This window comes from Mycolicibacterium sp. lyk4-40-TYG-92 (genome assembly GCF_030209435.1).
GTDB lineage: Bacteria > Actinomycetota > Actinomycetes > Mycobacteriales > Mycobacteriaceae > Mycobacterium.
Map to the genome: position 1 here is coordinate 117,384 of NZ_JARVRX010000005.1, position 22,987 is coordinate 140,370.

The following is a 22,987-nucleotide window of genomic DNA, read 5'->3' on the forward strand; positions in this document are numbered from 1 at the left end:
CCGCTTCCTACGCAGCACAATCAGGCGGCACCTTCTCATCGGTGTATCACTTCGTCGAGGAATCTCACGCCCTGGTCGAGCGCGGCCCGAGCAGACGGTGTGTCACTGAGCTGACTGAGCACGACGAAATCGTGGACCGTGCCCAGATAACGGGTGCAGGTCACCGGAACCCCCGCTGCACGCAGCAGTTCGCCAAATGCTTCGCCCTCATCACGCACCACATCGGCCTCGGCAGTGATTATCATTGTCGGCGGCAACCCGCTGAGATCTGCGGCCGGTGCGCGAACCGGAGACACCGTCGGGCAGTCAACATCACCGTCGCAGTACTGGTCCCAATACCAGGCCTGCTCATCGCTGGTCAGCAGATAGCCCTCCGCATATGCGTTGTGGGACGGGTACTCACACCGCGCATCAGTTGGCGGGTAGTACAGGAGCTGTGCACGAAGTCGCGGGCCGCCGCGGGACTTACACACCATGCTGACCGCCGCCGCGATTGTCGCACCTGCACAATCGCCAGCCAGCGCAATCGCTTTCGCATCGACACCGAAGGACTCCGCATTGTCACGAACCCACAGCAGTGCGGCATAACACTCCTCCAGCGCTACCGGGTATCGCGCTTCCGGTGCGCGGCTGTACTCAGGAACCACGACGGCGGCGCGACAGCGCGCGGCGATGGCCCCGACAACACGCCCGTGAGTGTCCGCATCGCCGAACATGAATCGACCGCCATGCACGTAGAACACCGCAGGCAGCACATCGTGCTCGTTTTCCGGCCGCACCAACCAAAACCCCACCAGCCCAGAAGGACCCACCGGCGCGGTGTGAAACCGAGCCACTGTCCCGGGCTGCTCGATGACGGTTCGCTGCGCTTCCCGCAGCGCCAGCCGGCCGTCCTGCGATCCCAGTTGCCCGAGCGTAGGAGGGGTGGCCATCGACGCGACCAGACGCGCGATCGTTGGATCCAGCACCACGTCTCGACTCACGACATCCTCCCAACCGATGCGGCGGCCTCGTTGCGTGCCGAGGACTCTACGCTGCCCCGCTTCGGCACGAGCCGGCGATCGAGACGAACCAGTCACCCAACTGATGACGGGCGCACGTCCGTCGCGCAGACTCAGCGGTGCAAGCGTCCGAGACCGCCCGGGACAGGAGCAGCACCATGGCACCGAACTATCGACGAGCGTTGACGTAGTCGACCGTCGTACGCCACAACCAGAGTAGATTGTCTTGCCCGATGCCGCCGGAGTCGAGATGAGACGACAGTCAGCGTGAGCCAGGAGGACAAGATGGCCGAGACATTCGCAGTAATCGGCGCCACCGGGGCGACGGGCGGTGCCGTCGCCGGCGCCCTCGTCGAGCGTGGCCTACGAGTGCGCGCCATCGCACGCAACCCCCAATCGCCTCGCGCGCAGAAACTCTCGCAAGAGGGCATCGAGATCGCTGTGGCCGACCTCGGCGACGAACAAGCCCTCGCCGACGCCTTCACCGGCGTCACGGGGGTCTTCGCGGTCACCACGCCTTTCGAAGAGGGCCCCGATATCGAAGTGGCCCAAGGTTTGCACATCATCGGCGCCGCAGTGAAGGCCCAAGTCCCCCATTTGGTCTGCTCCTCGGTGTCCAATGCCGACCAGCACACCGGGATCCCGCATTTCGACAGCAAGGCCGAGATCGAAGAGGCTCTCGCCGCGTCTGGCGTGCCCCACACGATCGTCGGTCCGACCTACTTCTACGACAACATGCTGGGCGGGATCGACGATCTCCAGTCGGGTCGATTCTCGTTGCCGTTGCCGCAGACCACACCACTGCAGCAACTTTCGCGGCGCGACCTGGGCCGGTTCGTCGCCACCATCCTGCAGGAACCGCAACGCTTTACGGGGCTGCGCATCGACGTCGCTTCCGATGCGCCGACGCCACGCCAGATGACCGCCGCCCTTGAGCATGCGTTGGGTTACCCGATCGAACTGATCACCTACGACCCGTCCCGAATCGCCTCCGCCGATATGCGGGCCATGTTCAGCTTCCTGTCCGGGCATGGTTACAGCGCAGATATCGCCGACCTGCATCGGCGATATCCGGAGATCGGATGGCAGACGTTCAGCGACTGGGTAGCCGAACACCTCACCGCGCGCCCGGGCCGCCGGTAAGCGCGCAACCAGCCGGCACGATCACCGGATCCGGAGAAATGCCTGTTGGTCAGCCCGCCCGTCCACAGTCAACTCCAGTGCCCTCGTCATGACGTCGTGGTCCGAGGACAACCATCGGACGGTGTGCTGATGATGGAATTCAGCCCATGACGGCACGACAAATTGTTCGACGACAAGTTCGGCATGTTCGCCGCTGCGATACAACCGCCAGGAATGTCCACCCGTGCGTCGACGTGCCTGACCGACGTCGTGCATCACTTCGATGAATTCCGCCAAAGCCTCGTCTGCGACGCGGTAGGAGGTGGTGATCAGCACCGGGCCGCCATCGGCTTCGGGCATCATCACGACATGCGGCGCCGGCCAAGCCGTGGATACCTCGCGGTCGAGCTTGCCGGTGCAGGGGTGCAGCGGCAGCATGGTCACCGTCGCTGCCACCATGACCAGACAGATAGCGGCGCCCACAAGCGACGTGGCCAATCCAGCGTGCGACGCGACAGCGCCCCACACCACTGAGCCGAACGCCTGCGCTCCCATGAACACCAGCAGATACACCGCCAGGCCACGGGACCGTGCCCAAGGTGCCAACGACAGCTGTGCGGCGGTATTCAGGGTGGTCAACGTCATGAGCCAGGCGGTCCCCGACAGCATCAACGGAATCACGGCGAAAGCGAACGGGAGGCCCGCACAAGCCAGCATGCCGGCCGCGTAGAGCAGCGCCGACACGGCCAACAATGCATTGTCCGGCAGCCACTTTCGCAATACTGGCACTACGGGCACCCCGGCCACGGCACCCGCTCCAAGACAGGCCAACACCAGACCGTAGCCCGCTGCACCCTGGTGCCAGTGCAGCGCCGAGGCCAGCGGCAGCAGCGCCCACAAGGCCGATGCCGGAAAGGCAAAAAGCCCAGCGCGTAACAGTATTCGGCGCACGATGGGGGCTGATTTGACGTACCGGGCGCCGGATACGAACGAATGCCAGAACGGTTCGCGGGGGCCGGTGCCACCGCTCGGTGCACGTCGCCAGAGCACCAGCGCGATGATCACCCCGGCGAAAGAGACGGTGTTCAGCGCGAACACGGCAGCGGGTCCGGCGGCCGCGACCACGAGCCCCGCTATGGCCGGGCCAATGGCCCGAGCGGCATTGACCGTCACGCTACCGAGCGCGGATGCTGACCGAATCTGTTCTCGTGGAACCAGTTCAGGCTGGATCGCCTGCCAGGGCGGAGACGACAGTGCTGCTCCGCATCCCATGGCAAAGGTCAGCACCAGCAGTAGCACCGGCGTGAGTACGCCGGTCACGGTCAAGGCGGTGAGCGCTGCCGCGGCGACCATCGTGTACGCGGTGGTGACAATCAACAAACGTCGTCGGTCGAAGATGTCGGCCAGCGCTCCCGCCGGCAGGGCGAGTATCAACGTCGGTGTCAGGCTGGCCGTCTGGACCAGTGCAACCATCGTCGGGCTGGTGTGAGCGGCGACCAGGAACCATTGCGCACCGACCGTCTGCATCCAACTGCCGATGTTGGATGCCAGTTGCGCGATGAACAGATTGCGGTAGACCTGGTTGCGCAGCGGCGCCCATGCCGTCGACCGTGAATCAGCCTCTGTACCAGCCGCCATTGGTGAGACGCTAGCCGATCAGTCGGCATGCAGTTCAGCGATGTAACCACCCGGCCACTGCAGCATTGCCGAAGTGGTACTGCCGGAGCGCACGGGTGCACCGAGCACACTCGCGCCGACGGCCACCGCCTTCGCGATGACGGCAGAAACATCAGCGACGCGATACCCCGCGAGTTCTCGGCCATACGGATATGGCAATTGGCCGTCGGTCACGGCGATGATCGTGTCACCGAACGGTGAGGTGAGGCGAATTCGGCGAAAGGTGGTGCCTGGCTTGCCGATCAGGACCCCGTCGGCGGTCGCGGCATCGGTGTCGATGCGACCGTGAGTGAACTGCAGATAGCTTTTCAGGAACTGATCCACTCTCGCCGCCGGCAGATAGATCCGGTTGTCAGGCACCGAGGCCAACGGCGGATAGCTGGGTGCCGTTGTGTGCCAGTACAGTTGGGCATTCACTCCACCGGGGAACTCGATGACGGTGTCGCGGCCGATCGGATCGGGAAACGGCTCGACGACGACGGCAGCACCGGCGTCGCGGGCCTCTTGAACACCGGCGTCGAAGTCCCGCAACAACCAACCCGTGCGTTCGGAGCCAAACGGGTACGGCACCCCGGTGGTGAACTCGAACGCCGAGATGGTGCCGACCGAAGACAAGATCAGCTGCGATTTCGTCTGGCTGGGCGTGGGGGTGACGGTAACGACAGCCTGTGGCTTCGCAGATCCGCCGAAAGTGGCCAGCCAACTGCGCACAAAGGCGTCGAGCTGGCCCGGCACAACGTAGACATGCACAGAGTCGTACTGCGCACCCACCGCTTGGCTGACTCCGGCGGCGGGGCCGGCCGCCGTCGGAGCAGGCGCCTGACCACCCGCGCAGGACGCCACCACTACAACGGCCAACGCAGCTACGGCCAGACGTGCGACGGCGGAACGATGTTGAGGATCGGCTGTCATCGTCACCTTCGGATCGGGTTCAATCGAGGATTCTGTGCGGGGTACGTCACTTGCGTGGTTGTCCCTTCTGTATAGCCGACGCTGCTGCCCCATTCATCAGTTTGATGACTGAGCGAAACCGGTCCGCTGCTGTTCATCACAAGAACGACAGTCAACTGACTGATGACTCAGCGGTGCTGCGCTGGAACCGTGGCATCGGCGACGTCCAGGAGGTGGTATGACGATCACGGTGTATCCGTCACCGGCGAGTGCCGATGGCGTCGATGTTCGGGTGGTCACGCTCGAGGAGCACTACTCCACTGCGGACTACCTTGCGGCCACTGACCAATTCATGCCGGCCGCCGCGCAATCTGCGACGCTGCGAGCGGCCCTGCTCGACCTCGATGACGCCCGAATCGCTGCCATGGACGCCGGCGGCGTCGATGTTCAGGTGCTCTCCCTGGCCGCCGGCGGTCAGCACCGACTGGCCCCGGCCGATGCCACCGCACTGGTCCGGGATGCCAACGACACAGCACACGCCGCGACCCTCAGACATCCGGGCCGGTTGCGCATGTTTGCGAGCCTGGCTCTCCGACAGCCTGATCAGGCCGCTGAGGAGCTGCGCCGTGGGGTACGCGAATTGGGCTGTGTCGGTGGCTTTCTCGACGGCACCACAGGCGGCAGTTTTCTCGACGATGCGCGTTATACCCCCATCTTCGAGGCTGCCTCGGAACTGGACGTGCCGCTGTACATACACCCGTCGCCACCGCCTCGCGCTGTGCGGGACATCTATACCGCCGGCCTGCCCGAGCGCAGCGCGTACTTCCTGGCCACCGCCGCGTACACCTGGCATGCGGAACTCGGATTACATTGTCTGCGCATCATTCTCGGTGGCGTGCTCGACCGGTTCCCGAAGGTGCGCCTGATCATCGGGCACCTCGGCGAACACTTGCCGTACTCCCTGCTGCGCGCCCAGGACGGTTTGCCCACGTCGGTGACGGGACTCGAACGCCCCGTCAGCGACTATTTCCTGGACCACTTCACCATCACCACGAGCGGCTATTTCACGGCACCACCCTTCATGTGCGCACGCGACGTCATGGGTGCCGACAACATCATGTACTCGGTGGACTACCCCTACAGGTCTCCTTCCTCCGGAGCGGAATTCCTTCGCCGACTGCCGATTCCGGTCGCGGAGCTGGCCAAGCTGGCCTCGGGAAACGCGGAACGGATCCTCCGCCTATGAGCGCCGATCGCGAACGTTGGACCGTGGCGATCGTCGGCGGCTCCTTGGCCGGGCTGGCTGCCGCTCTGGAGCTGAGGCGTCTCACCACCGCGGATATCACCGTTTTCGAACAGACAGCGGGACGGCTCGAGGGACGCGGTGCGGGCATCGTCATGCAACCGGAAATCGAAGCGCTGCTCTCGATGTCGCATATTGCGCCCGAGGCGGTGACAGTGCCGATCGTGGACCGCCAACTCCTGCATCGACACAGTCCGCCGCGGGTGTTCACCCAGCCACAGACGATGACCGCGTGGGACACGCTCTACCGCACCTTTCGGGGCGCGCTGCGCGGCGTCGACTATCGGCAGGGCCTCGGAATAACGACCGTGACCGCGAGCGACCACAGCGCCGTCCTGACCTTTGCGGACGGCACCACCTCCGACTGGGACATCGTGATCGGAGCGGATGGGATCGGTTCTACTGTGCGGCAATTCGTTCAGCCCGAGCAGCCCAGCTACAGCGGATACGTGGCCTGGCGTGGACTAGAACGGGAGAGCGACCTCCCACCTGACCTGACCCGTGAATTGACTGACCGCTTCACTCTGTTCAGCGCCAACGGGGTGCAATTCTTGTGCTACCTGGTGCCTGGTCCCGCCGGGGAGACCGAGCCAGGCCTACGGCGTGTCAACTGGGTATGGTATGTCAATGCGTCACCAGAAGCCTTCGGCGACATCATGACTGGACGGTCCGGGCGGCGATACGCGTACTTCCTGCCGGCCGACGACGTATCTACCGCCAGTACGGCCACCCTGCAGGCATTGGCCGAGACCGAATTGCCGCCGTTGTTCGCCGAGCTCCTCGGCCGCTCCGCCCCGTTTCTGCAGCCGGTGATGGACCTACCCAGTGGCCGCCTCCGCCGCGGGCCGGTTTTTGTGATCGGTGATGCCGCCGGCACTGTGCGGCCGCATACCGCGTCGGGCACGTCGAAATCGATCGGCGACGCCTCATCGTTGGCACAGGCCCTGAGCACCCGCACGACGCAGAACCCACTGCCGGAACCGGCCCTACGCCAATGGGAGAACTACCGATTACGAGTCCTGCAGGACATCGCAGCCGTCGGCATCACCCGCGCGGTCGTATCGCGGCTCGGCACCACTGATAGCGCCCCGATATGGGACCGAGCCGTCCGATGACAGCCGACGCAGCGATCGGGCGGCCCGTCAACCGGGTCGAGGGCGACGACAAGGTGACCGGCCGAGCACGCTACGCAGCCGACACCGCGCTGCCCGATGTGCAGCATGCGGTTCTGGTGCAGTCGGATATTTCGCACGGCCGCGTCACTCATGACTCGCTGGTGGCCGCCACCTCCCGCGCCGAGGCCGCACCAGGGGTGGTGCGCGTATTGTCGCCGCTGAATTGCCCGTCCCTGCAAGTGCTTCCCGAGGTGCTCACCTGGGACCTGCCGTTGGAACGACGACCACCGCTGTCAGATCTGACGGTCCAGCACCGCGGCCAGCATCTTGCCCTGGTCGTCGCCGACACCTTGGAGAATGCGCAGTTCGCCGCGTCGTTGATGGACCTGACCTATGACGAGCTGCCCGCCCTGCTGACAGCCCGTGAGGTGCTCGACCGGTCGGAAGACCGGAGCCACGGCGACGATCGGATTGTGCGCGGCGGGGTGTACCAGCCCGATCATTTCGTGAAACTGCCGGAAGAGAAACTCCAAGACCACCGTGGTCCCGCCGACGAACCGGTCGAGGGAACGAAAATCTCGTCCCGCTTCACCACGCCGGAGAACGCCCACTACCCCATCGAGCTGGCTTCTACGATTGCCAGTTGGGACGGCGATCACCTGACCGTGTACGACAGCACCCGGTGGATCGCCGGTGAACGACAAACGCTGGCAACCTATCTGGGCATCACGGTCGACAACATCCGAATCGTCGCTCCACTGGTCGGAGGCGCGTTCGGCTCGAAGAGTTTCATGTGGATGCACGTCGCTCTATGCGCCGTCGCGGCACGAATGACGGGGCGGGCGGTCAAGTTGGTCGTCAGCCGCGACCAGATGTTCACCTCGACCGGACATCGTCCCCACACCGAACAGCACCTGAGTCTGGTCGCCGACGCACAGGCGCGGCTGACCAGCATCGAGCACCACACCCTCACCGAAACGTCCACCGTCGCCCACTTCTGCGAGCCGGCCGGGTTGTCGACACGGTTCCTCTATCAGTCCCCGCGAATGGTGGTGTCGCACACCGTGGCCCGGGTGAATCGGCCCACACCGTGCTTCATGCGTGGTCCAGGTGAAGCCCCCGGACTGTTCGCCCTCGAAGTCGCCATGGACGAACTCGCCCACGCACTACACGTCGATCCGCTGGATCTGCGGATCACCAATTACGCCGACGAAGACCAGGCCAGCGGCAGACCCTGGTCCGACGAGCATCTCATCGAGTGCTACCGGCGAGGATCCGATCGTTTCGGCTGGGAGCAGCGGCCGAACCAACCCCGCTCGTTGCGGCGCGACGGCGTGCTCGTCGGTTGGGGCATGGCCACCGCCACCTATCCGGGGCGCCGGATGCCGGCCGGTTGTCATGTACACACCAGACTCGACGGCATCATCGAATTCTCCTCAGCCACACATGAAGTCGGTACCGGTGTTCGGACCGCCATGACCCAGATCGCAGCGGACGCCGCCGGCTTGCGACTGTCGCAGGTCAACTTCTTCTCCGGCGACTCGGACTTCCCCACCGCGCCTTACAGCGGCGCATCGCAGACCACCGCCGCAGTCGGGTCGGCGGTGTTCGAGGCCGCCGCCGAATGGAAGCGGCGGGTGCTCGAACACGTCGTCGCCGACCAGAGCTCGCCGTATGACGGATGTGACCTGTCCTCGGTGGACATCCGCAACGGCGAGATCGTCAGCACCCAACCGGCACGGCCCGTCACCGCTGTCGCCGCCCTGCTGGCGGCAGCCGACAGCGCGCTGCTCGACCGGCTGACCTTCACCAGCGGCAGTGGAGGTGCGCCAGAAGACGGTCCGGTGTCGCAATCGTTCGGTGCCCACTTCTGCGAGGTGGAGGTGGACGAACAAATCGGCCGAGCAGCGGTGACGCGGTGGGTCGCGGTGATGGACTGCGGGCGTGTCATCAACCCGAAGCTCGCGCGCAGTCAAGTGATGGGCGGCATCACCTTTGGTCTTGGCATGGCGCTCATGGAGCAGGTGCCCTACGACCCCGGAACCGGTCATGCCTTGGGCGAGTACTACCTGCCCACCCACGCCGACGTCCCAGCTTTCGACGTCACCTTCATCGATGGCGCCGACCGCCACCTGACCGCATTCGGCGCTCGCGGCATCGGTGAGATCGGCATCTGCGGGGTGCCCGCCGCGATCGCGAATGCCGTGTATCACGCCACCGGGCGCCGGCTGCGTGACTTGCCCATCACCGTCGAAAACCTGTTGTCCCCCTTCACCGATTCTCGCTAGGACTCGACATCCATGACAGCTTGCAACCCACCAGAACACACCGTCGAGCTGTCGATCAACGGTGCTCCGGTCACGGTTCAAACCGACGTCCGCTCGACGTTGCTCGACCTGCTGCGCGAACGGCTGCAGCTCACCGGAACAAAGAAGGGCTGCGACCACGGCCTCTGCGGCGCCTGCACGGTCAGTGTCAACGGCCGACGGGTGGTGAGCTGCCTGACACTCGCCGTGTCGATCGACGGCGCCACCGTCCTCACCATCGAGGGCATCGCCGACGGCGAGCGGCTCCATCCACTGCAACAGGCATTCGTCGACCACGACGGATTCCAATGCGGCTACTGCACTCCCGGCCAGATCAGCTCCGCGCACGCGCTTCTCGGCGAGCACTCCCGCGGCGACCTGTCCGCCGCATCCTTCGAGGGGCCGTACACCGATCTTGCCAAGGGCCCGGAAGCCCTGTCTGCCGACGAGATTCGCGAACGGATGGCGGGCAACATCTGCCGTTGCGGTGCCTATCCCAACATCGTGGATGCGATCGCGTCGTGCCTGCCCGAGTGTGGCCGATGAAGGCATTCGACTTCCATCGCGCACGCGACGTCGACGACGCTCTTACGATCGCGGACGCGACCGGCGGCAGCTATTACGCGGGCGGCACAAACTTGCTCGATCTGATGAAACTCGGTGTCACACAGCCGTCGTCGTTGGTCGATGTCGGCGGGCTGGGCTTGGACGAGATCACTGCCACCGACAACGGCGGCATCCTGATCGGCTCCGGCGTGACCAACAGCGCGATCGCCAACCATCACCTGGTCCGCACCCGGTATCCCGTGCTGTCACACGCAATCCTGTCCGGTGCGACGACGCAGCTGCGGAACATGGCCACCGCCGGCGGCAACCTCATGCAGCGCACCCGCTGTCCGTACTTCATGGATGTCACGTTCCCGGCATGCAACAAACGCCGGCCCGGGTCCGGGTGCGCGGCGCTCGACGGATTCAACCGCGAGCACGCACTATTCGGCGCGAGCCGCTCGTGTGTCGCGGTGCATCCGTCGGACATGGCAGTGGCACTCGCGATCCTCGACGCCGTCGTGCACATACGGTCGCGCGAAGGCGCCCGCAGCATTGCGGTGTCGGAGTTCTTCCGGCTCCCCGGAGATCACCCCGAGCAGGACAATGCACTGTTACCGGGCGAGCTGATCGTCGGTGTCGAGCTCCCGCCCTCCGAATATGCGTTCCACAGTTGGTACCTCAAGGTGCGCGACCGCCACAGTTACGCGTTCGCTCTCGTCTCTGTGGCGGTCGGCATGGCCATCGACGACGGCATCATCACGTCGGCCGCCGTCGCCCTGGGCGGCGTTGCCGCCAGACCTTGGCGGTCCCCCGACGCCGAAGCCGCGTTGGTCGGCAACGTTGCCGACATCACGACGTTCGGCCGCGCCGCCGAAGCGGCCATGGCCGGTGCCGTCGCGCTGAGCCAGAACGCGTTCAAGATCGAGCTGGGCAAGCACGGTGTTGTGCGGACACTTCAGAAGGCCGCTGCACGACAATAGCCGCCATCAGCCGCGAGACAACGTGCTCGCGGCACAGTTTTGACATCGAATTGAGGTTGCCAGGCACGATGGCCCGCGACGACGCCCACTACTACCAACCTGCCGAAGGCAGCCGGCTGCCCCACGACCCGTTCAATGCGATCGTGGGGCCCCGGCCGATCGGATGGATCTCGTCGATAAGTCCCTCGGGAACTCGAAACCTTGCGCCCTACAGCTTCTTCAATGCGTTCAACTACACACCACCGTTGATCGGATTCTCCTCCATCGGCTGGAAAGACACGGTCGCGAACATTGAAGCAACGGGCGAGTTCGTCTGGAACCTCGCAACCAAAGACCTCTCCGAGGCGATGAATGCCACCTCGGCCGGGCTGCCGTCCCACACCGACGAATTCACCTACAGTGGCCTGACGCCGGTACCTGCTCGTCTGGTACGTGCAGCCCGCGTGCTGGAGAGTCCCGTGAACTTCGAATGTCGGCTCACTCAACTGATTCAGTTACAGTCAGCCGATCACCAGCCGATTGAAGCTTGGCTGGTGATCGGTGAGGTCGTCGCGGTCCACATCGACCAGTACATGCTCACCGACGGCATCTACGACACCGCCGCCGCACACCCCATCCTCCGCGCCGGCAAACAGGGCGACTACGCAGAAATCCGTCCGGACACCATGTTCACGATGCCCAGGCCGGAGTAGTCGGCCGAACCGATACCGCCGCGCGTCAGGTGCCGCATACGTTGGCCGCCCGGATCACCGCCGCCAGTGACGCGGTGAGCACTGAATCGCTGCGCCCGCAGGCCCACCCGCCGCGGTGTTCCAGGTAGGTGACCGCGGTGGCGCCGATCGACTGCTGGGCGAGGCTCAGAATCTCGACGGGCCGGTCCACATCGGCCAGCGCCTGGGTCAGCGCCTCGACCGGCCCGACGCCGCGATGCATACTGGTGCGAGCGATCCCGTTGACGGTCAACGTGATCTCGGTGGTGTCGTCGCTGCTGACGTGCCAGTCCTTCAGCTCGACCGGGCCGCCGCAACCCAGGTAGGTCGCCTCGAACAGCTCGTACAGCTCGGCGGCGGTCACCTCGGCTCCACTGCCGTCGGTGTGGACCTGCACATGCCGGGCGAAGTCGATCTGCAGCCGCCGCGGCAGGTCCAGTCCGTACCCGGTGTGCAGCAGATAGGCGATGCCGCCTTTGCCGGATTGTGAATTGACTCGGATGACCGCGTCGTAGCTGCGCCCGATGTCGGCCGGATCGATCGGCAGATACGGTACCCGCCAATCGATTTCGCATTCATCGCGGTTCTCCGCCGCCGCCCGGGCCCGGTGCTCGGCCAGCCCTTTCTTGATCGCGTCCTGATGGGTTCCCGAGAACGCGGTGTGCACCAGGTCGCCGACATAGGGGTGCCGTTCGTGGATCGGCATCCGCGTGCAGTGCGACACCGTGCGGGCGATCGCGTCGATATCGGAGAAGTCGATCATCGGGTCGACGCCCTGCGCATACAGATTCAGGGCCAGGGTGGCGATGTCGACGTTGCCGGTGCGCTCGCCATTGCCGAACACGCAGCCCTCGACGCGTTGCGCGCCGGCCAGCACCGCCAATTCGGCGCAGGCCACGCCGGTCCCCCGGTCATTGTGCGGGTGCACCGACAGGATCACCGCGTCGCGGCGGGCCAGGTTCCGGTGCATGTACTCGATCTGGTCGGCGTACACATTCGGCGTCGCCACCTCCACAGTGGCGGGCAGATTCAGGATCACCGGCCGATCTTCGGTTGCGTCCCACAGTTGTGTCACGGCGTCACAGATTTCCAGCACGTAGTCGGGTTCGGTGAGGTTGAACACCTCCGGGGAGAACTGGAACCGGATGTTCGGCATGCCCTCAGTCAGGGTGAGCACGTCGAGCGCGCCGTGCAGGATCAGACTGCGCAGCTCGTCGCGGTCCTTGCCCAGCACGGTGTTTCGCCACGTGGGCGCGGTCGCGGTGTACATGTGGATGACGACGTCGTTGCGCATGCCCCGCACCGATTCGACCGTGCGCTCGATCAGGTCGCGGCGGGCCGGGGTGAACACCGCGATGGTGACATCCTCTGGTGCGATGTCGGTTTCGGCCAGCAACCGCACGAAGTCGAAGTCGGTTTGCGAGGCCGACGGGTAGCCGACCTCGATCTCCTTATAGCCGATGGCGACGAGCTGTTCGAAGAACTGGCGCTTGCGATCGGGGTCCATCGGTTCAGCGAGGGCTTGATTGCCGTCGCGCAGGTCGACGGGTACCCACAGCGGCGCGGCAGTGATTCGGTTGCTCGGCCAATCCCGTTGGGCGGCAGGAATGTCCACTCGGCTGAAGACATCGGTGTAACGATGCCACGGCATGGTGGACGGTTGTTGACGGTTCCAGGAGGTGCTCATGAATGGTGTGCTTTCGGTCAGGTTGGGAGGTGACCGGTCGCGACAGAGCCCCACGGCAGGGGGCCGGTCGTGTCAGACCCCGCCGCGGCAGCCAAGGAGAAGCACACGCGTCATGATGGTTAGACTATACACAACTCCTCAGACAAGTAGAGAGGTTCCATGGTCTCGCAGGTTCAGCGTCAACCCCTGGCAGCGCAAGCCGCCCAGCTCCTGCTGACGCGCATCAAAGACGGCGAATGGGCACTGGGGCAACGCCTTCCGGGCGAAACCACCCTGGCCGCCCAGCTCGGGGTCGGCCGTTCCACCCTGCGTGAGGCCATCCGGGAACTGGCCGGAAAGGGCGTCCTCGACAGCCGCCAGGGCGCCGGTGTCTTCGTCACCGCCCTCGATGTCACCGACGACTGGGACACCGTGCTGCGCAGCGCGAACATCGCCTCGGTGATCGAGGCCCGGATCGCCATCGAGGCGGAAGGCGCGGCCCTCGCCGCAACCCGGAGAACCCCGGCCGACCTGCGCACCATCCGGCGCACCCTCGCCGCCCGCGGCGTCACCGGCCAGTCCGTCCCCGAACATGTGGACGCGGACATGGCATTTCACCGGGCCGTGATCGCCGCGGCCCACAACGACGTGCTGATCCAGCTGTTCGACGCGTTCCTCCCCCGACTGCGGCTCGCGATGATCGACATGCTCAAGATTCGCCCCATCGCCTCAGAGCCCTGCGACCACGATCTGCATCAGCAACTCGCCGACGCGATCGTCGCCCGCGATCCCGCCGCGGCCTCGGCCGCCAGCCGTACCCATCTGAGCGCATTGAAGGAGTCCTTCACATGACCCCGGTCCTCGAAATCGACAACGTGACCTTCCGGCGCGAGGGCAAACAGATCATCGACGGCATCTCGCTGACGGTGCACGAGGGCGAGCACTGGGCGCTGCTCGGCCCGAACGGCGCGGGCAAGAGCACGCTGCTCGGTTTCTGCGGCGCCGTGACGTTCCCGACGTCGGGCACCGTGCGGGTGCTCGGCGCACAGATGGGCCGCACCGACCTGGCGCCGCTGCGCCGATCGATCGGCCACGTCAATCCCCGGCATCGGTTGCAGTACCCGCTGACAGTGCGCGAGGTGGTCCTGACCGGCGTCACCGGAACCATCGACATCGCGGCGCGCTGGACACCCACCACCGACGACGTCGCGCGGGCCGACGAGTTGATCGGCACCGTGGGGCTGACCCACCGCGCCGATGCGGTGTGGCCGACGCTCTCACAGGGCGAGCGGGGCCGGACCCTGATCGCCCGCGCGCTGATCGCCCAGCCGCGGCTGCTGCTGCTCGACGAACCGACCACCGGCCTGGATGTCGCCGCACGCGAGCAGCTGCTGGAAACCCTTGACGCGCTCGAGCATTCACATCCCGAGATGGCGTCGATCCTGGTGACACACCATCTCGAGGAGCTGCCGACGTCGACGTCCCACGCGTTGTTGATCGCCGGCGGCCGCACGGTCGCGGTGGGTCCGGCAGTCGCGACCGTGACGACCGATCATGTGACAGAGGCTTTTTCACATCCGGTCGAGGTCGGTTACGACCACGGCCGGTGGTCGGCCCGGGCCGCAGCGAGTTCGCGCATCGGCTAGTTGGCAGGGCTCACCGGGTGGCGAACTCCCGGGCCTGCAGGTAGGCCCGCCAGCCACCGAACTCCGAGATGTCGGGCGCGGCGATCGCCCCCTCGTCGGCGCACACGAAACCGGTCTCCCACGACCCGTCGGAGAGTTCCACCGCCGCCAGTCCCATCGGCGTCGGGAGTGCGGCCAGGAACGTCCCGAGCGCCGCGGGCGAGAGCGACCAGCGCTCGACCTCGAAGGCCCGCCCGCCATGCGGCAGCCGCAGCAGGGCGGGCTTGCCCGACGGCAGCGCCGTCATCCGGTAGCGGTCGGCGGTACGGGCCGGCCCATCCCACCGAGCCCCGAGATCGTGGAGCTGACCGGCCAGGGGCTGATCACGCAGATGCGCACCGGCCACGACCAGCGTCATCACCCCGGCGCCCGCACGTTCCGGCCACGACGCCACCGCGCCGCGGTCGCCACCGCCCAGCCGGCCCGCGATGTCCGCGACCACAGCGTCGTCGAAGGCCCGCCCGAGCACCGTAACCCCGAATTGCGCTGTGGTTCCGTCGGGTTCGGCGACCTCGCCGGCCGGTACCGCGACACCGCACATGTCGAAGAGATTGCAGAAGTTGGTGTACGTGCCGATCCGGGCGTTGACCGCGACCGGGTCGGCCGCCACCTCGGCGAGTGTCGGCTGCAGCGGAGCGGTGGGGACGAGCAGCGCGTCGCACTCCCCCAAGGCCCGGAATGCCCGCTCCCGCAGGCGGTCCAATTCACGACGGTCGCGGAGCAGCCCGGTCGCGGTGTGGGCGCCGCCAGCGGTGATGATGGCCGCGACCGTGGGATCCAGACCAGCATCGAGATCGTCGCGCTCCGCCGCGCCGATGATGAAATCGCCGACCGCCTCGGTACGTTCGGCGACCAGCGCGCCCTCGTACAGCAGCCGCGCGGCGGCCAGGAAGTCCGTCAGGTCGATGGGCACGATCCGCATCCCGGCGTCTCGCGCGGCATCGACCGCCCGCTGGAACGCGGCGTCCCAGCCGGGCGCCATTGCCGGCAGCTCGGCGGGTACCGCCAGCACCGGGTCGGCGGGGGCGGCGAAGCGGGTTGAGGTGGGCCAGGGCCGCTGAGTCGTCGTCGCCATCACGGCCATGGCGTTCTCCGCGGAGGCGAGGTCCCGCGCCAGGATCGTCACGCAGTCGTAGCTCGGGCAGGCGGGGACGACGCCTGTCGTCGACACCAGCCCGATGCTGCCCTTGATCCCGACGAGGCCCTGATAGGCCGCAGGCACCCGTCCGGATCCCGCAGTGTCGGTGCCGATTCCGAGGTCCGCCGCGCCGATCGCCACCGCGACGGCCGAACCCGACGACGAGCCGCCCGATATCCGGTCGGGCCGCCGCGCGTCCCGCACGGCACCGTACGGACTGCGGGTGCCGACGAGCCCGGTGGCGAACTGGTCCAGATTGGTCTTGCCGATCACCACCGCACCGGCCGCCCGCAGCGCCGCAACCACAGGAGCATCTACCTCCGGGGTGTAGGCGTAGCCCGGGCACGCCGCGGTGGTCGGGAGGCCGGCGACGTCGACGTTGTCCTTGACCGCCACTAGCTGACCGGCCAGCGGACCCTGCGCCCGCACGAAATCCGCACGCACCGCGGACTCGTCCCGCACGGTGATGAAGGCTTCCGGTCGCTGGGCGATGGCCGCGTAGGCTGCGCTGATCCGGTCCGTCATGCGACTTCCTGTCCTGTTGAGGCACAAGGTTTCTTGCGTGCGCCGATCTCGCCACTGGCCTCCCAGCGGGCCCGCTCCTCGTTTCGCGCGGTGGTCATCCGGTGTCGCACGGCGGCGATGTCGTCGGCCTCGCGCGACAGGAAGTCCAGATAGTCCGCGATCCGGAACTCACCGTCGGCAATGTCGACGGTGCCGCGCCCGGCGGCGACATCGGCCCGCAGGTCGGTCAGTTCCTCCGAGGACACCGGGTACCACGACACCTGGTCGAAGAACCGCAGCAGCCACGGCTGTTCGGGCTCGAAACCCGGTGCGGACTTGGGGTATCGATGGTTCCACACCTGAGTCGTGCGCCCCATCAGCTGGTAGCCGCCCGGGCCTTCCATGCCGTAGATGCAGAGGTAGGCACCGCCGATCCCGACCGCGTTCTCGGGTGTCCAGGTGCGAGCGGGGTTGTATTTGGTGGTGACCACCCGGTGCCGCGGATCGACCGGAGTGGCGACCGGTGCGCCCAGGTAGACATCCCCCAGACCGAGCACCAGATAGCTTGCCGCATGGACGATGTCGAACACCTCCTGCTGCGTCTGGAGGCCGTTCATCCGGCGGATGAACTCGATGTTGCTCGGGCACCACGGAGCGTCGTCGCGCACGCCGTTCTGGTAGCGCTCGATGGCCAGCCGGATGGTCGGGTCGTCCCAACTCAGTGGCAGCCGCACCGAGCGGCTGGGCAACACCAACTGGTCGACGGGTCCCTGCGCGGACTCGATGTCAAGCACGAAGGCCGTCATCGCCTCGTGATCGGTGAGCGCGGCGTCGAACTTGACCTGCAGCGAACGGATTCCGGGCGTCAGATCGATGATCCCGCGCGGCCGGTGGGCGTCGATCGCGGTGTGCAGGGCGTGCACCCGCGCCCGCAGCACCAGATCGAGTGTCATCGTGCCGTATTCGACGAGCAGGTTGTCGTCACCGCTGCGGCGCAACGTCATCGACGTCGTACCGTCCCCGGTGACGCCGCGGTGCAGCACACCGTCATCACCGTCACCGCGCGGACTGCGCACCACCGGCGACGACGCACGGCGGGACGTCCCCAGCGCCGCCAGCGGTGCCGCGGCACTGGCCCGCACCGGAACGAAGCGCACCCGGTCGCCGGGCGTGAGCTGCCCGAGCTTCCAGCGGTCGGCCGACGTCACCGTCACCGGGCAGACGAAACCGCCGAGGCTGGGCCCGTCCGGGCCGAGCAGGATGGGGGTGTCACCGGTGAAGTCCAGGGCGCCGACCGAGTACGGGGTGTCGTGGATGTTCGACGGGTGCAGCCCGGCCTCACCGCCATCGGGCCGGGCCCACTGCGGCTTCGGCCCGACCAGGCGCACGCCGGTGCGGTCGAGGTTGTGGTCCACCAGATACGTTGCCTCGTAGAGGCTTTCGATATCGGCGCGGGTGAAGAACTCCGGCGCGCCGTGGGGTCCTTCGGTGACCGCCAGGCGCCATTCGTGGCCGATCGACGGGATCTCCTCATCGGTGAGCCGGCGCGGCCGTCCTCCCGGGGCACCGAGATCGAGACGGTCACCGGCTGCGAGGGCACGCCCGCCGGCACCGAACTTCCCGAGCGTGAACGTCGAACGCGAGCCGAGGTATGCCTCGGCCTCGATGCCGCCGGCCACCGCGATGTAGATCCGCATCCCGACGCCCTGCACTGCACCGATCTCGAGCACGCCGCCCTCCGGGACAGCGATGGGCGCCCACTGCCGCGCGGGGACCCCGTCGAGCGTGACCGATACCGGCGCGCCGGTGACGCAGACGACGGTCGGCGCGTCGAATCCCAATGTCGGACCGGCCATTGTCGCCTCGAGGCCGGGTGCCCCCTCGGCATTGCCGACCGCGAGGTTGGCCAGCCGTAGCGACAGGTCGTCCATCGGACCTGACGGCGGTACTCCCACCTGCCAGTAGCCGATGCGGCCCGGCCAGTCCTGGACGGTGGTACTCGGCCCGGGCCGCAGCACGGTGATGGTCTGCCCCGGCCGGAGGTCGGTATTCGTCGGTGGCGCCATGCGCGTATTCCTTTACGTCCGAATGTCGATCAGAGCGGGCGGGTGACGATCATCCGCACCGGGGTCGGATCGAAGCCGTTGCACGGGTTGTTGATCTGCGGGCAGTTGGACACCAGCACGAGCACGTCGGTGTCGGCGCGCAGCGCCACCCGCAGTCCCGGCGCCGACAGCCCGTCGACGATGCCGAGGGTGCCGTCGGCCTCGACCGGCACGTTCATGAAGAAGTTGAGATTCGGGGCCAGATCCCGCTTTCCAAGGCCGTAGCGGGCGCCTTCGATCAGGAAGTTCTCGACGCAGGCGTGCTGGTGCCGGGTGTGGTGGCCGTAGCGCAGCGTGTTGGATTCCTGTGAGCAGGCGCCGCCGACGGTGTCGTGGTTGCCCACCTCGTCGGCCACGACGGTCATCAGTGCGCCCCCGTCGCTGTCCCGCAACACCGTTCCGGTGCTGACGAACAGTGACCGTTGTGCCGTAATGGTGGTCTGGGCGCTGTAGCGCCGGGACGTGTCCTGGGCCCCGTAGATCAGTGTGTCCACGGCCTGGTTGCCGTGCAGGTCGACGATGGTCAGCACATCGCCTGCCGCGACGATGGCCGACCAGGGGCCGCGGGCCTCGACGATCTCGTCGAGAATGGTCGTTCCGGGCACCAGCGCGGGGACCGAGTCGATGGCAGTGCTCATGCGGATGCTCCTTCGGTGAGATGCAGTGCAGTCCAGACGTCTTCGGTGTTGCGGTGCGCGCGTTCGTATTCGGGCCCGATCGTTTCGGCGCGGGCAGCCAGCTCGGCGAGGTCATCAGGGGCGGACCAGGCCAGGACCTCCAGATCGGAGGTGTCGAAGGTCGGCGCTTCGTCGAGCGGGTGCGCCGTGTTGGCGATCGCCACGATCACCGGCAGGTGCACGAGCAGTTCGACTGCCGCGCCCGGTCCTGCCGATCCTGTCGACACCAGTTGGCCGGCATCGTCGGCTCGGACGCCGTGGAAGAACGACACGCCAGGGCCGACGTCGCGCGGTCCGAGGCCGTGTTTGAGTGCGGCGAGCACGAGCAGCTCGCGACCGGCGGGACTGTCCGAATGGGCTGTCCCGGCGCCGTAGCGGGCTTCGTTCTGGGATCGGGTTGTGGTGCCGCACAGCGCATCGTGGTGACCCGAGGTGTCGGCGACGATGGTCGCCAGGACCCGGCCCTGGTCATCGAGCAGCGGATGCCCGGTGCCGAGGTAGGCCTGCCACGGCACCTTGACGGTGTCGGCGGTGTTCAACCGCTCCCAGGGCGCGTCGGCGCGCCACAGCAACAGATGCGCGCACGCACGGCCTTCGATGTCAGTGAGCCGCAACCGGGTTCCGCGGTCCAGCACCTTGCTGGTGTAGCGACCGCCGGGCACCGTCTCCGCCCAGGTCAGGCGGTCGGCGTCGACACCGGCGGGCGGTGTCGGCCACAGCGATGCCGGTACGAGGGGCATGGCGGCCGTGTGCGTGCCGGCCTGTGCCCGGGCGTGCGCGCGGGCCGCCGCGGTGGTCGAGGTGATCGAGGTGGACGAAGAACTCATGAGAATCCTTTCGGCAGTAGCTGGTTGGAAGAGATCAGAGCGACCCGACGGGGCGCGGATGGGTCCGGCGGTACGGGAAGCACAGGGCGCCCAGCGCGACGATGGCAACGATGGTGAACGGCCCGGCCCACACCAGTGGCGGCATGGTGCCCGTCGGGTCGTAGATTTCCGGCCGTGGCCAGGCCAGGTTGATCACCATCGCGACGCCGTACACCACGGCGAACACGTTGACCGGCAGGCCCCAACGGCCCAGCGAGAACAGCGGCCGGCCGCCGGCGTCGGTAACGGATGCGTCCCAACGCATTCCGCGCAGTCGGTGCGCCAGCAGCGGCGCGGTCACCAGCAGGTAGGCGATGTAGATGGCGATGATGCAGACGCTGGCCAGGGTCGCGAAGATCGCGGAGTTGCCGACGTTCACCAGGAGCACACCGACACAGGCGACACCGACCACGATCGCCGGCGGAATGGGCGTGCCGGTAGCCGGATTGACGCGGGACAGCAGCGACGAGAACGGCAGCCGGTGATCGCGTGCCATGGAGAACATCAGACGGGTGGCAGCGGTCTGAATTGCCAAGGTGCAGATGAAGATCGCGATGGCCACGTCGACGAGGAGCAGCGTGCCCCACGGCGAGGACAGCACCGCACCCAGCACGTAGGGCAGCCCTTCGGTCGCGAGACGCCCGTCGGTGAGGCTCGGTGCGGCCATCAGCGCGCCGATGATCATGAGGCCGCCGCCGAGTGCCGAGACGGTGAGCGCCGACCGGATGGTGCGCGGGGCGACCCGACGCGCGTCGCGGGTCTCCTCGGCGAGTTCACCGGCCGAGCCGAAGCCGACCATGACGTAGGCGGCCATCAGCCCCGAGGCGATCCAGGCCCAGCCGTAGCCGGAACCCGTTGCGCCGGTATCGAAGACAACCTGGGGACCACGCTGTGCGTGCGTGAAGAACACCCCGACGACCGCGATGACACCGATGATCTCGCAGCACACACCGATGGTCGCCACCCGCGACATCCAGCGCACCCCGATGCAGTTGATCGTGGTGGTGATGACCAGCAGCGTGGTACCCAACAGCACGGCGTTGGCGGCTCCGTCTGCGGACGTCAGTGCGGTATCGGTGCCGATGATCTGGAAGCCCGACCACACCGCCGGCAGCACGACCTGCAGCGCGATGGCTGCGGCGGACGCCGTGATGATCTGGGCGAGGATCATGAACCAGCCACCGAACCAACCGACCACCTCACCGCCGAGGCGCCGGGCCCACTGGTAGATGGCACCCGAGATCGGGTAGCGGGCCGCGAGTTCGGCGAAGCACAGGGCCACCGCGAACTGCCCGATGAACACCACCGGCCAGGTCCAGAAGAACGCCGGACCACCGAAACTGTATCCGAGGCCGAACAATTGGAAGATCGTGGTCAGGATCGAGACGAACGAGAAGCCGGCCGCGAACGAGGCGAATTTACCCAGCGAGCGGTGCAGCTGTTGGTCGTAGCCGAAACCTGCGAGATCGTCGTGATCCGCCGGCGACGTGTTGGTCAATGTCATCCGATTCCGATTCTGCCGAGGCGCAATACCTGTCAACTGACAGAATTAATGGAAAGCGTGACGCAGAGGGGTCACCGACGTTTCCGGCGTGGGTCGCGATGTAACAGTTGAGTTTCACGCGAGCCGATCGGGCACGACTGCCCGCAGGTGGCACAGTAGTGGCATGAGCCGCCCCGGCCGCCCCCGTCATCGCGATGCCCTACGCCCCGGCAGCACCGCCGTCGAGCAGATCCTCGATGCCGCCGGAGAACTGTTCGTGACGCAGGGTTTCACGGTGACCTCGACACGGTCCATCGCCGAGGCCGTCGGCATCCGGCAGGCCTCGCTGTACCACCACTTCCCCAACAAGGAAGCCATCCTCGAGGCGCTGCTCGACGCGACGGTGGTGCCGTCGCTGGAGTTCGCGCGACGCGTGACGCGATCGGTGGACGATCCGAAAGCGGCGCTGTGGGCCGTGACTGCCGGTGACGCGGCCAACCTGCTGTCCGTGCCGTGGAATCTGGGCCGGCTCTATCTGCTGCCGGAGGTCGACGGCATCGAGGGCTTCCACCGCCGGCGCCGTGAGTTGCATGCCGTGTACCGCGACCTGGCGGTCGATGCCGTGGGCGGCCGCGACGAGTTTCGCTGCGGCCTGCCGGTGCGCCTGACCGAGACGGTCATCGCGCAACGTGTCGACGACCCGGACATCACCGGCGACGAAGTGGCCGGTGAAAGGGTGGCAGAGGCCATCGCCGATGCCGCGCTCCGGGTGCTCGGGGTCGACGTCGACGACGCCCTACGGGCCAAGGGACGGGCGCTGGTCGAGCAGCACCTGGCCGTGCCGAGTTAGGACTCGGGGGCGAGCAACTGGTCGGCGTCGAAGCAGCTGTGGTCGCCGGTGTGGCAGGCCCCGCCGACCTGGTCGACCTCGAGCAGCACGGCGTCGCCGTCACAGTCCAGCCGCACCGAGTGCACGTACTGCGTGTGGCCCGATGTCAGGCCCTTGACCCACTGCTCACCACGCGAGCGGGAAAAGTACGTCGCCTCACGGGTTTCCAGGGTGCGGGCGAGCGCGTCGTCGTCCATCCAGGCGACCATGAGCACGTCGCCCGTGCCACGCTGCTGCACCACGGCGGTGAACAACCCGGCGTCGTTGCGTTTGATGCGGGCGGCAATCCCGGGATCCAGGGCGCTCATCGCACCGGACCT

20 protein-coding genes are annotated in these 22,987 nt (G+C 66.8%); 10 read left to right on the forward strand and 10 right to left on the reverse strand.

Annotation, left to right across the window (positions count from 1 at the left end; all coding sequences use genetic code 11):
* Positions 1-35: 35 nt before the first annotated feature.
* On the reverse strand, positions 36-983 hold the full coding sequence (locus QRN63_RS11310; protein WP_285030827.1) for an alpha/beta hydrolase: 948 nt from the start codon (positions 981-983) through the stop codon (positions 36-38).
* A 303-nt stretch (positions 984-1,286) separates the two neighbouring features.
* Between QRN63_RS11310 and QRN63_RS11315 the strand changes: the two genes are divergently transcribed.
* Positions 1,287-2,144 carry an NmrA/HSCARG family protein gene (locus QRN63_RS11315; RefSeq protein WP_285030828.1) on the forward strand — a complete coding sequence of 286 codons (858 nt, stop codon included), beginning with the start codon at positions 1,287-1,289 and terminating at the stop codon, positions 2,142-2,144.
* A 21-nt stretch (positions 2,145-2,165) separates the two neighbouring features.
* Here QRN63_RS11315 and QRN63_RS11320 read toward each other — a convergent pair whose 3' ends face one another.
* Positions 2,166-3,761: an MFS transporter gene (locus QRN63_RS11320; protein WP_285030829.1), complete on the reverse strand. Its 1,596-nt coding sequence runs from the start codon at positions 3,759-3,761 to the stop codon at positions 2,166-2,168.
* Between the two features lie 18 nt (positions 3,762-3,779).
* Positions 3,780-4,712 (reverse strand): glyoxalase, encoded by a 933-nt coding sequence (locus QRN63_RS11325; protein WP_285030830.1) that lies wholly within the window; start codon positions 4,710-4,712, stop codon positions 3,780-3,782.
* A 217-nt stretch (positions 4,713-4,929) separates the two neighbouring features.
* Between QRN63_RS11325 and QRN63_RS11330 the strand changes: the two genes are divergently transcribed.
* From QRN63_RS11330 to QRN63_RS11355, 6 genes are all read left to right on the forward strand, one after another.
* On the forward strand, positions 4,930-5,937 hold the full coding sequence (locus QRN63_RS11330) for an amidohydrolase family protein (RefSeq protein ID WP_267317886.1): 1,008 nt from the start codon (positions 4,930-4,932) through the stop codon (positions 5,935-5,937).
* Entirely contained in the window at positions 5,934-7,109 is a 1,176-nt protein-coding gene (locus tag QRN63_RS11335; RefSeq protein WP_267317887.1) for an FAD binding domain-containing protein, read from the forward strand. Before QRN63_RS11330 ends, QRN63_RS11335 begins: the two co-directional genes overlap by 4 nt.
* A complete protein-coding gene (locus QRN63_RS11340; protein ID WP_285030831.1) occupies positions 7,106-9,397 on the forward strand; it encodes a xanthine dehydrogenase family protein molybdopterin-binding subunit in 2,292 nt (763 codons plus the stop codon). Before QRN63_RS11335 ends, QRN63_RS11340 begins: the two co-directional genes overlap by 4 nt.
* Positions 9,398-9,409: 12 nt before the next feature.
* Entirely contained in the window at positions 9,410-9,961 is a 552-nt protein-coding gene (locus tag QRN63_RS11345) for a (2Fe-2S)-binding protein (RefSeq protein WP_267317889.1), read from the forward strand.
* The gene (locus QRN63_RS11350; RefSeq protein ID WP_285030897.1) at positions 9,958-10,944 is read left to right on the forward strand and encodes an FAD binding domain-containing protein; all 987 of its coding nucleotides are present in this window, start codon (positions 9,958-9,960) and stop codon (positions 10,942-10,944) included. The genes QRN63_RS11345 and QRN63_RS11350 overlap by 4 nt, the downstream gene beginning before the upstream one ends.
* Before the next feature lie 68 nt (positions 10,945-11,012).
* Entirely contained in the window at positions 11,013-11,636 is a 624-nt protein-coding gene (locus QRN63_RS11355; RefSeq protein WP_285030833.1) for a flavin reductase family protein, read from the forward strand.
* A gap of 25 nt (positions 11,637-11,661) precedes the next feature.
* Here QRN63_RS11355 and QRN63_RS11360 read toward each other — a convergent pair whose 3' ends face one another.
* On the reverse strand, positions 11,662-13,341 hold the full coding sequence (locus QRN63_RS11360; RefSeq protein ID WP_502888115.1) for a 2-isopropylmalate synthase: 1,680 nt from the start codon (positions 13,339-13,341) through the stop codon (positions 11,662-11,664).
* A 159-nt stretch (positions 13,342-13,500) separates the two neighbouring features.
* Here QRN63_RS11360 and QRN63_RS11365 point away from each other — a divergent pair, with 159 nt between their 5' ends.
* Together QRN63_RS11365 and QRN63_RS11370 are read left to right on the forward strand one after the other, a co-directional pair.
* Positions 13,501-14,172, forward strand: a complete 672-nt coding sequence (locus QRN63_RS11365) for a FadR/GntR family transcriptional regulator (protein ID WP_285030834.1) — start codon at positions 13,501-13,503, stop codon at positions 14,170-14,172.
* Positions 14,169-14,966 (forward strand): ABC transporter ATP-binding protein, encoded by a 798-nt coding sequence (locus QRN63_RS11370; RefSeq protein ID WP_267317892.1) that lies wholly within the window; start codon positions 14,169-14,171, stop codon positions 14,964-14,966. The genes QRN63_RS11365 and QRN63_RS11370 overlap by 4 nt, the downstream gene beginning before the upstream one ends.
* Positions 14,967-14,976: 10 nt before the next feature.
* On the opposite strand, the gene atzF is transcribed toward QRN63_RS11370, so the two are convergent.
* The 5 genes from atzF to QRN63_RS11395 are packed head-to-tail and all read right to left on the reverse strand — an operon-like array spanning position 14,977 to position 21,799.
* A complete protein-coding gene (gene atzF / locus QRN63_RS11375; protein WP_285030837.1) occupies positions 14,977-16,668 on the reverse strand; it encodes an allophanate hydrolase in 1,692 nt (563 codons plus the stop codon).
* Positions 16,665-18,713, reverse strand: a complete 2,049-nt coding sequence (locus QRN63_RS11380) for a 5-oxoprolinase/urea amidolyase family protein (RefSeq protein WP_285030838.1) — start codon at positions 18,711-18,713, stop codon at positions 16,665-16,667. Before QRN63_RS11380 ends, atzF begins: the two co-directional genes overlap by 4 nt.
* A gap of 29 nt (positions 18,714-18,742) precedes the next feature.
* Positions 18,743-19,390: an urea amidolyase associated protein UAAP2 gene (locus tag QRN63_RS11385; protein ID WP_267317895.1), complete on the reverse strand. Its 648-nt coding sequence runs from the start codon at positions 19,388-19,390 to the stop codon at positions 18,743-18,745.
* On the reverse strand, positions 19,387-20,256 hold the full coding sequence (locus QRN63_RS11390; protein WP_285030840.1) for an urea amidolyase associated protein UAAP1: 870 nt from the start codon (positions 20,254-20,256) through the stop codon (positions 19,387-19,389). Before QRN63_RS11390 ends, QRN63_RS11385 begins: the two co-directional genes overlap by 4 nt.
* 34 nt (positions 20,257-20,290) lie before the next feature.
* Positions 20,291-21,799: an amino acid permease gene (locus QRN63_RS11395; RefSeq protein ID WP_267317897.1), complete on the reverse strand. Its 1,509-nt coding sequence runs from the start codon at positions 21,797-21,799 to the stop codon at positions 20,291-20,293.
* Between the two features lie 163 nt (positions 21,800-21,962).
* Between QRN63_RS11395 and QRN63_RS11400 the strand changes: the two genes are divergently transcribed.
* Positions 21,963-22,628: a TetR/AcrR family transcriptional regulator gene (locus QRN63_RS11400; RefSeq protein WP_285030842.1), complete on the forward strand. Its 666-nt coding sequence runs from the start codon at positions 21,963-21,965 to the stop codon at positions 22,626-22,628.
* Here QRN63_RS11400 and hisI read toward each other — a convergent pair.
* Positions 22,625-22,975: a phosphoribosyl-AMP cyclohydrolase gene (gene hisI / locus QRN63_RS11405; protein WP_267317899.1), complete on the reverse strand. Its 351-nt coding sequence runs from the start codon at positions 22,973-22,975 to the stop codon at positions 22,625-22,627. The genes QRN63_RS11400 and hisI overlap by 4 nt on opposite strands.
* Positions 22,976-22,987 lie beyond the last annotated feature (12 nt).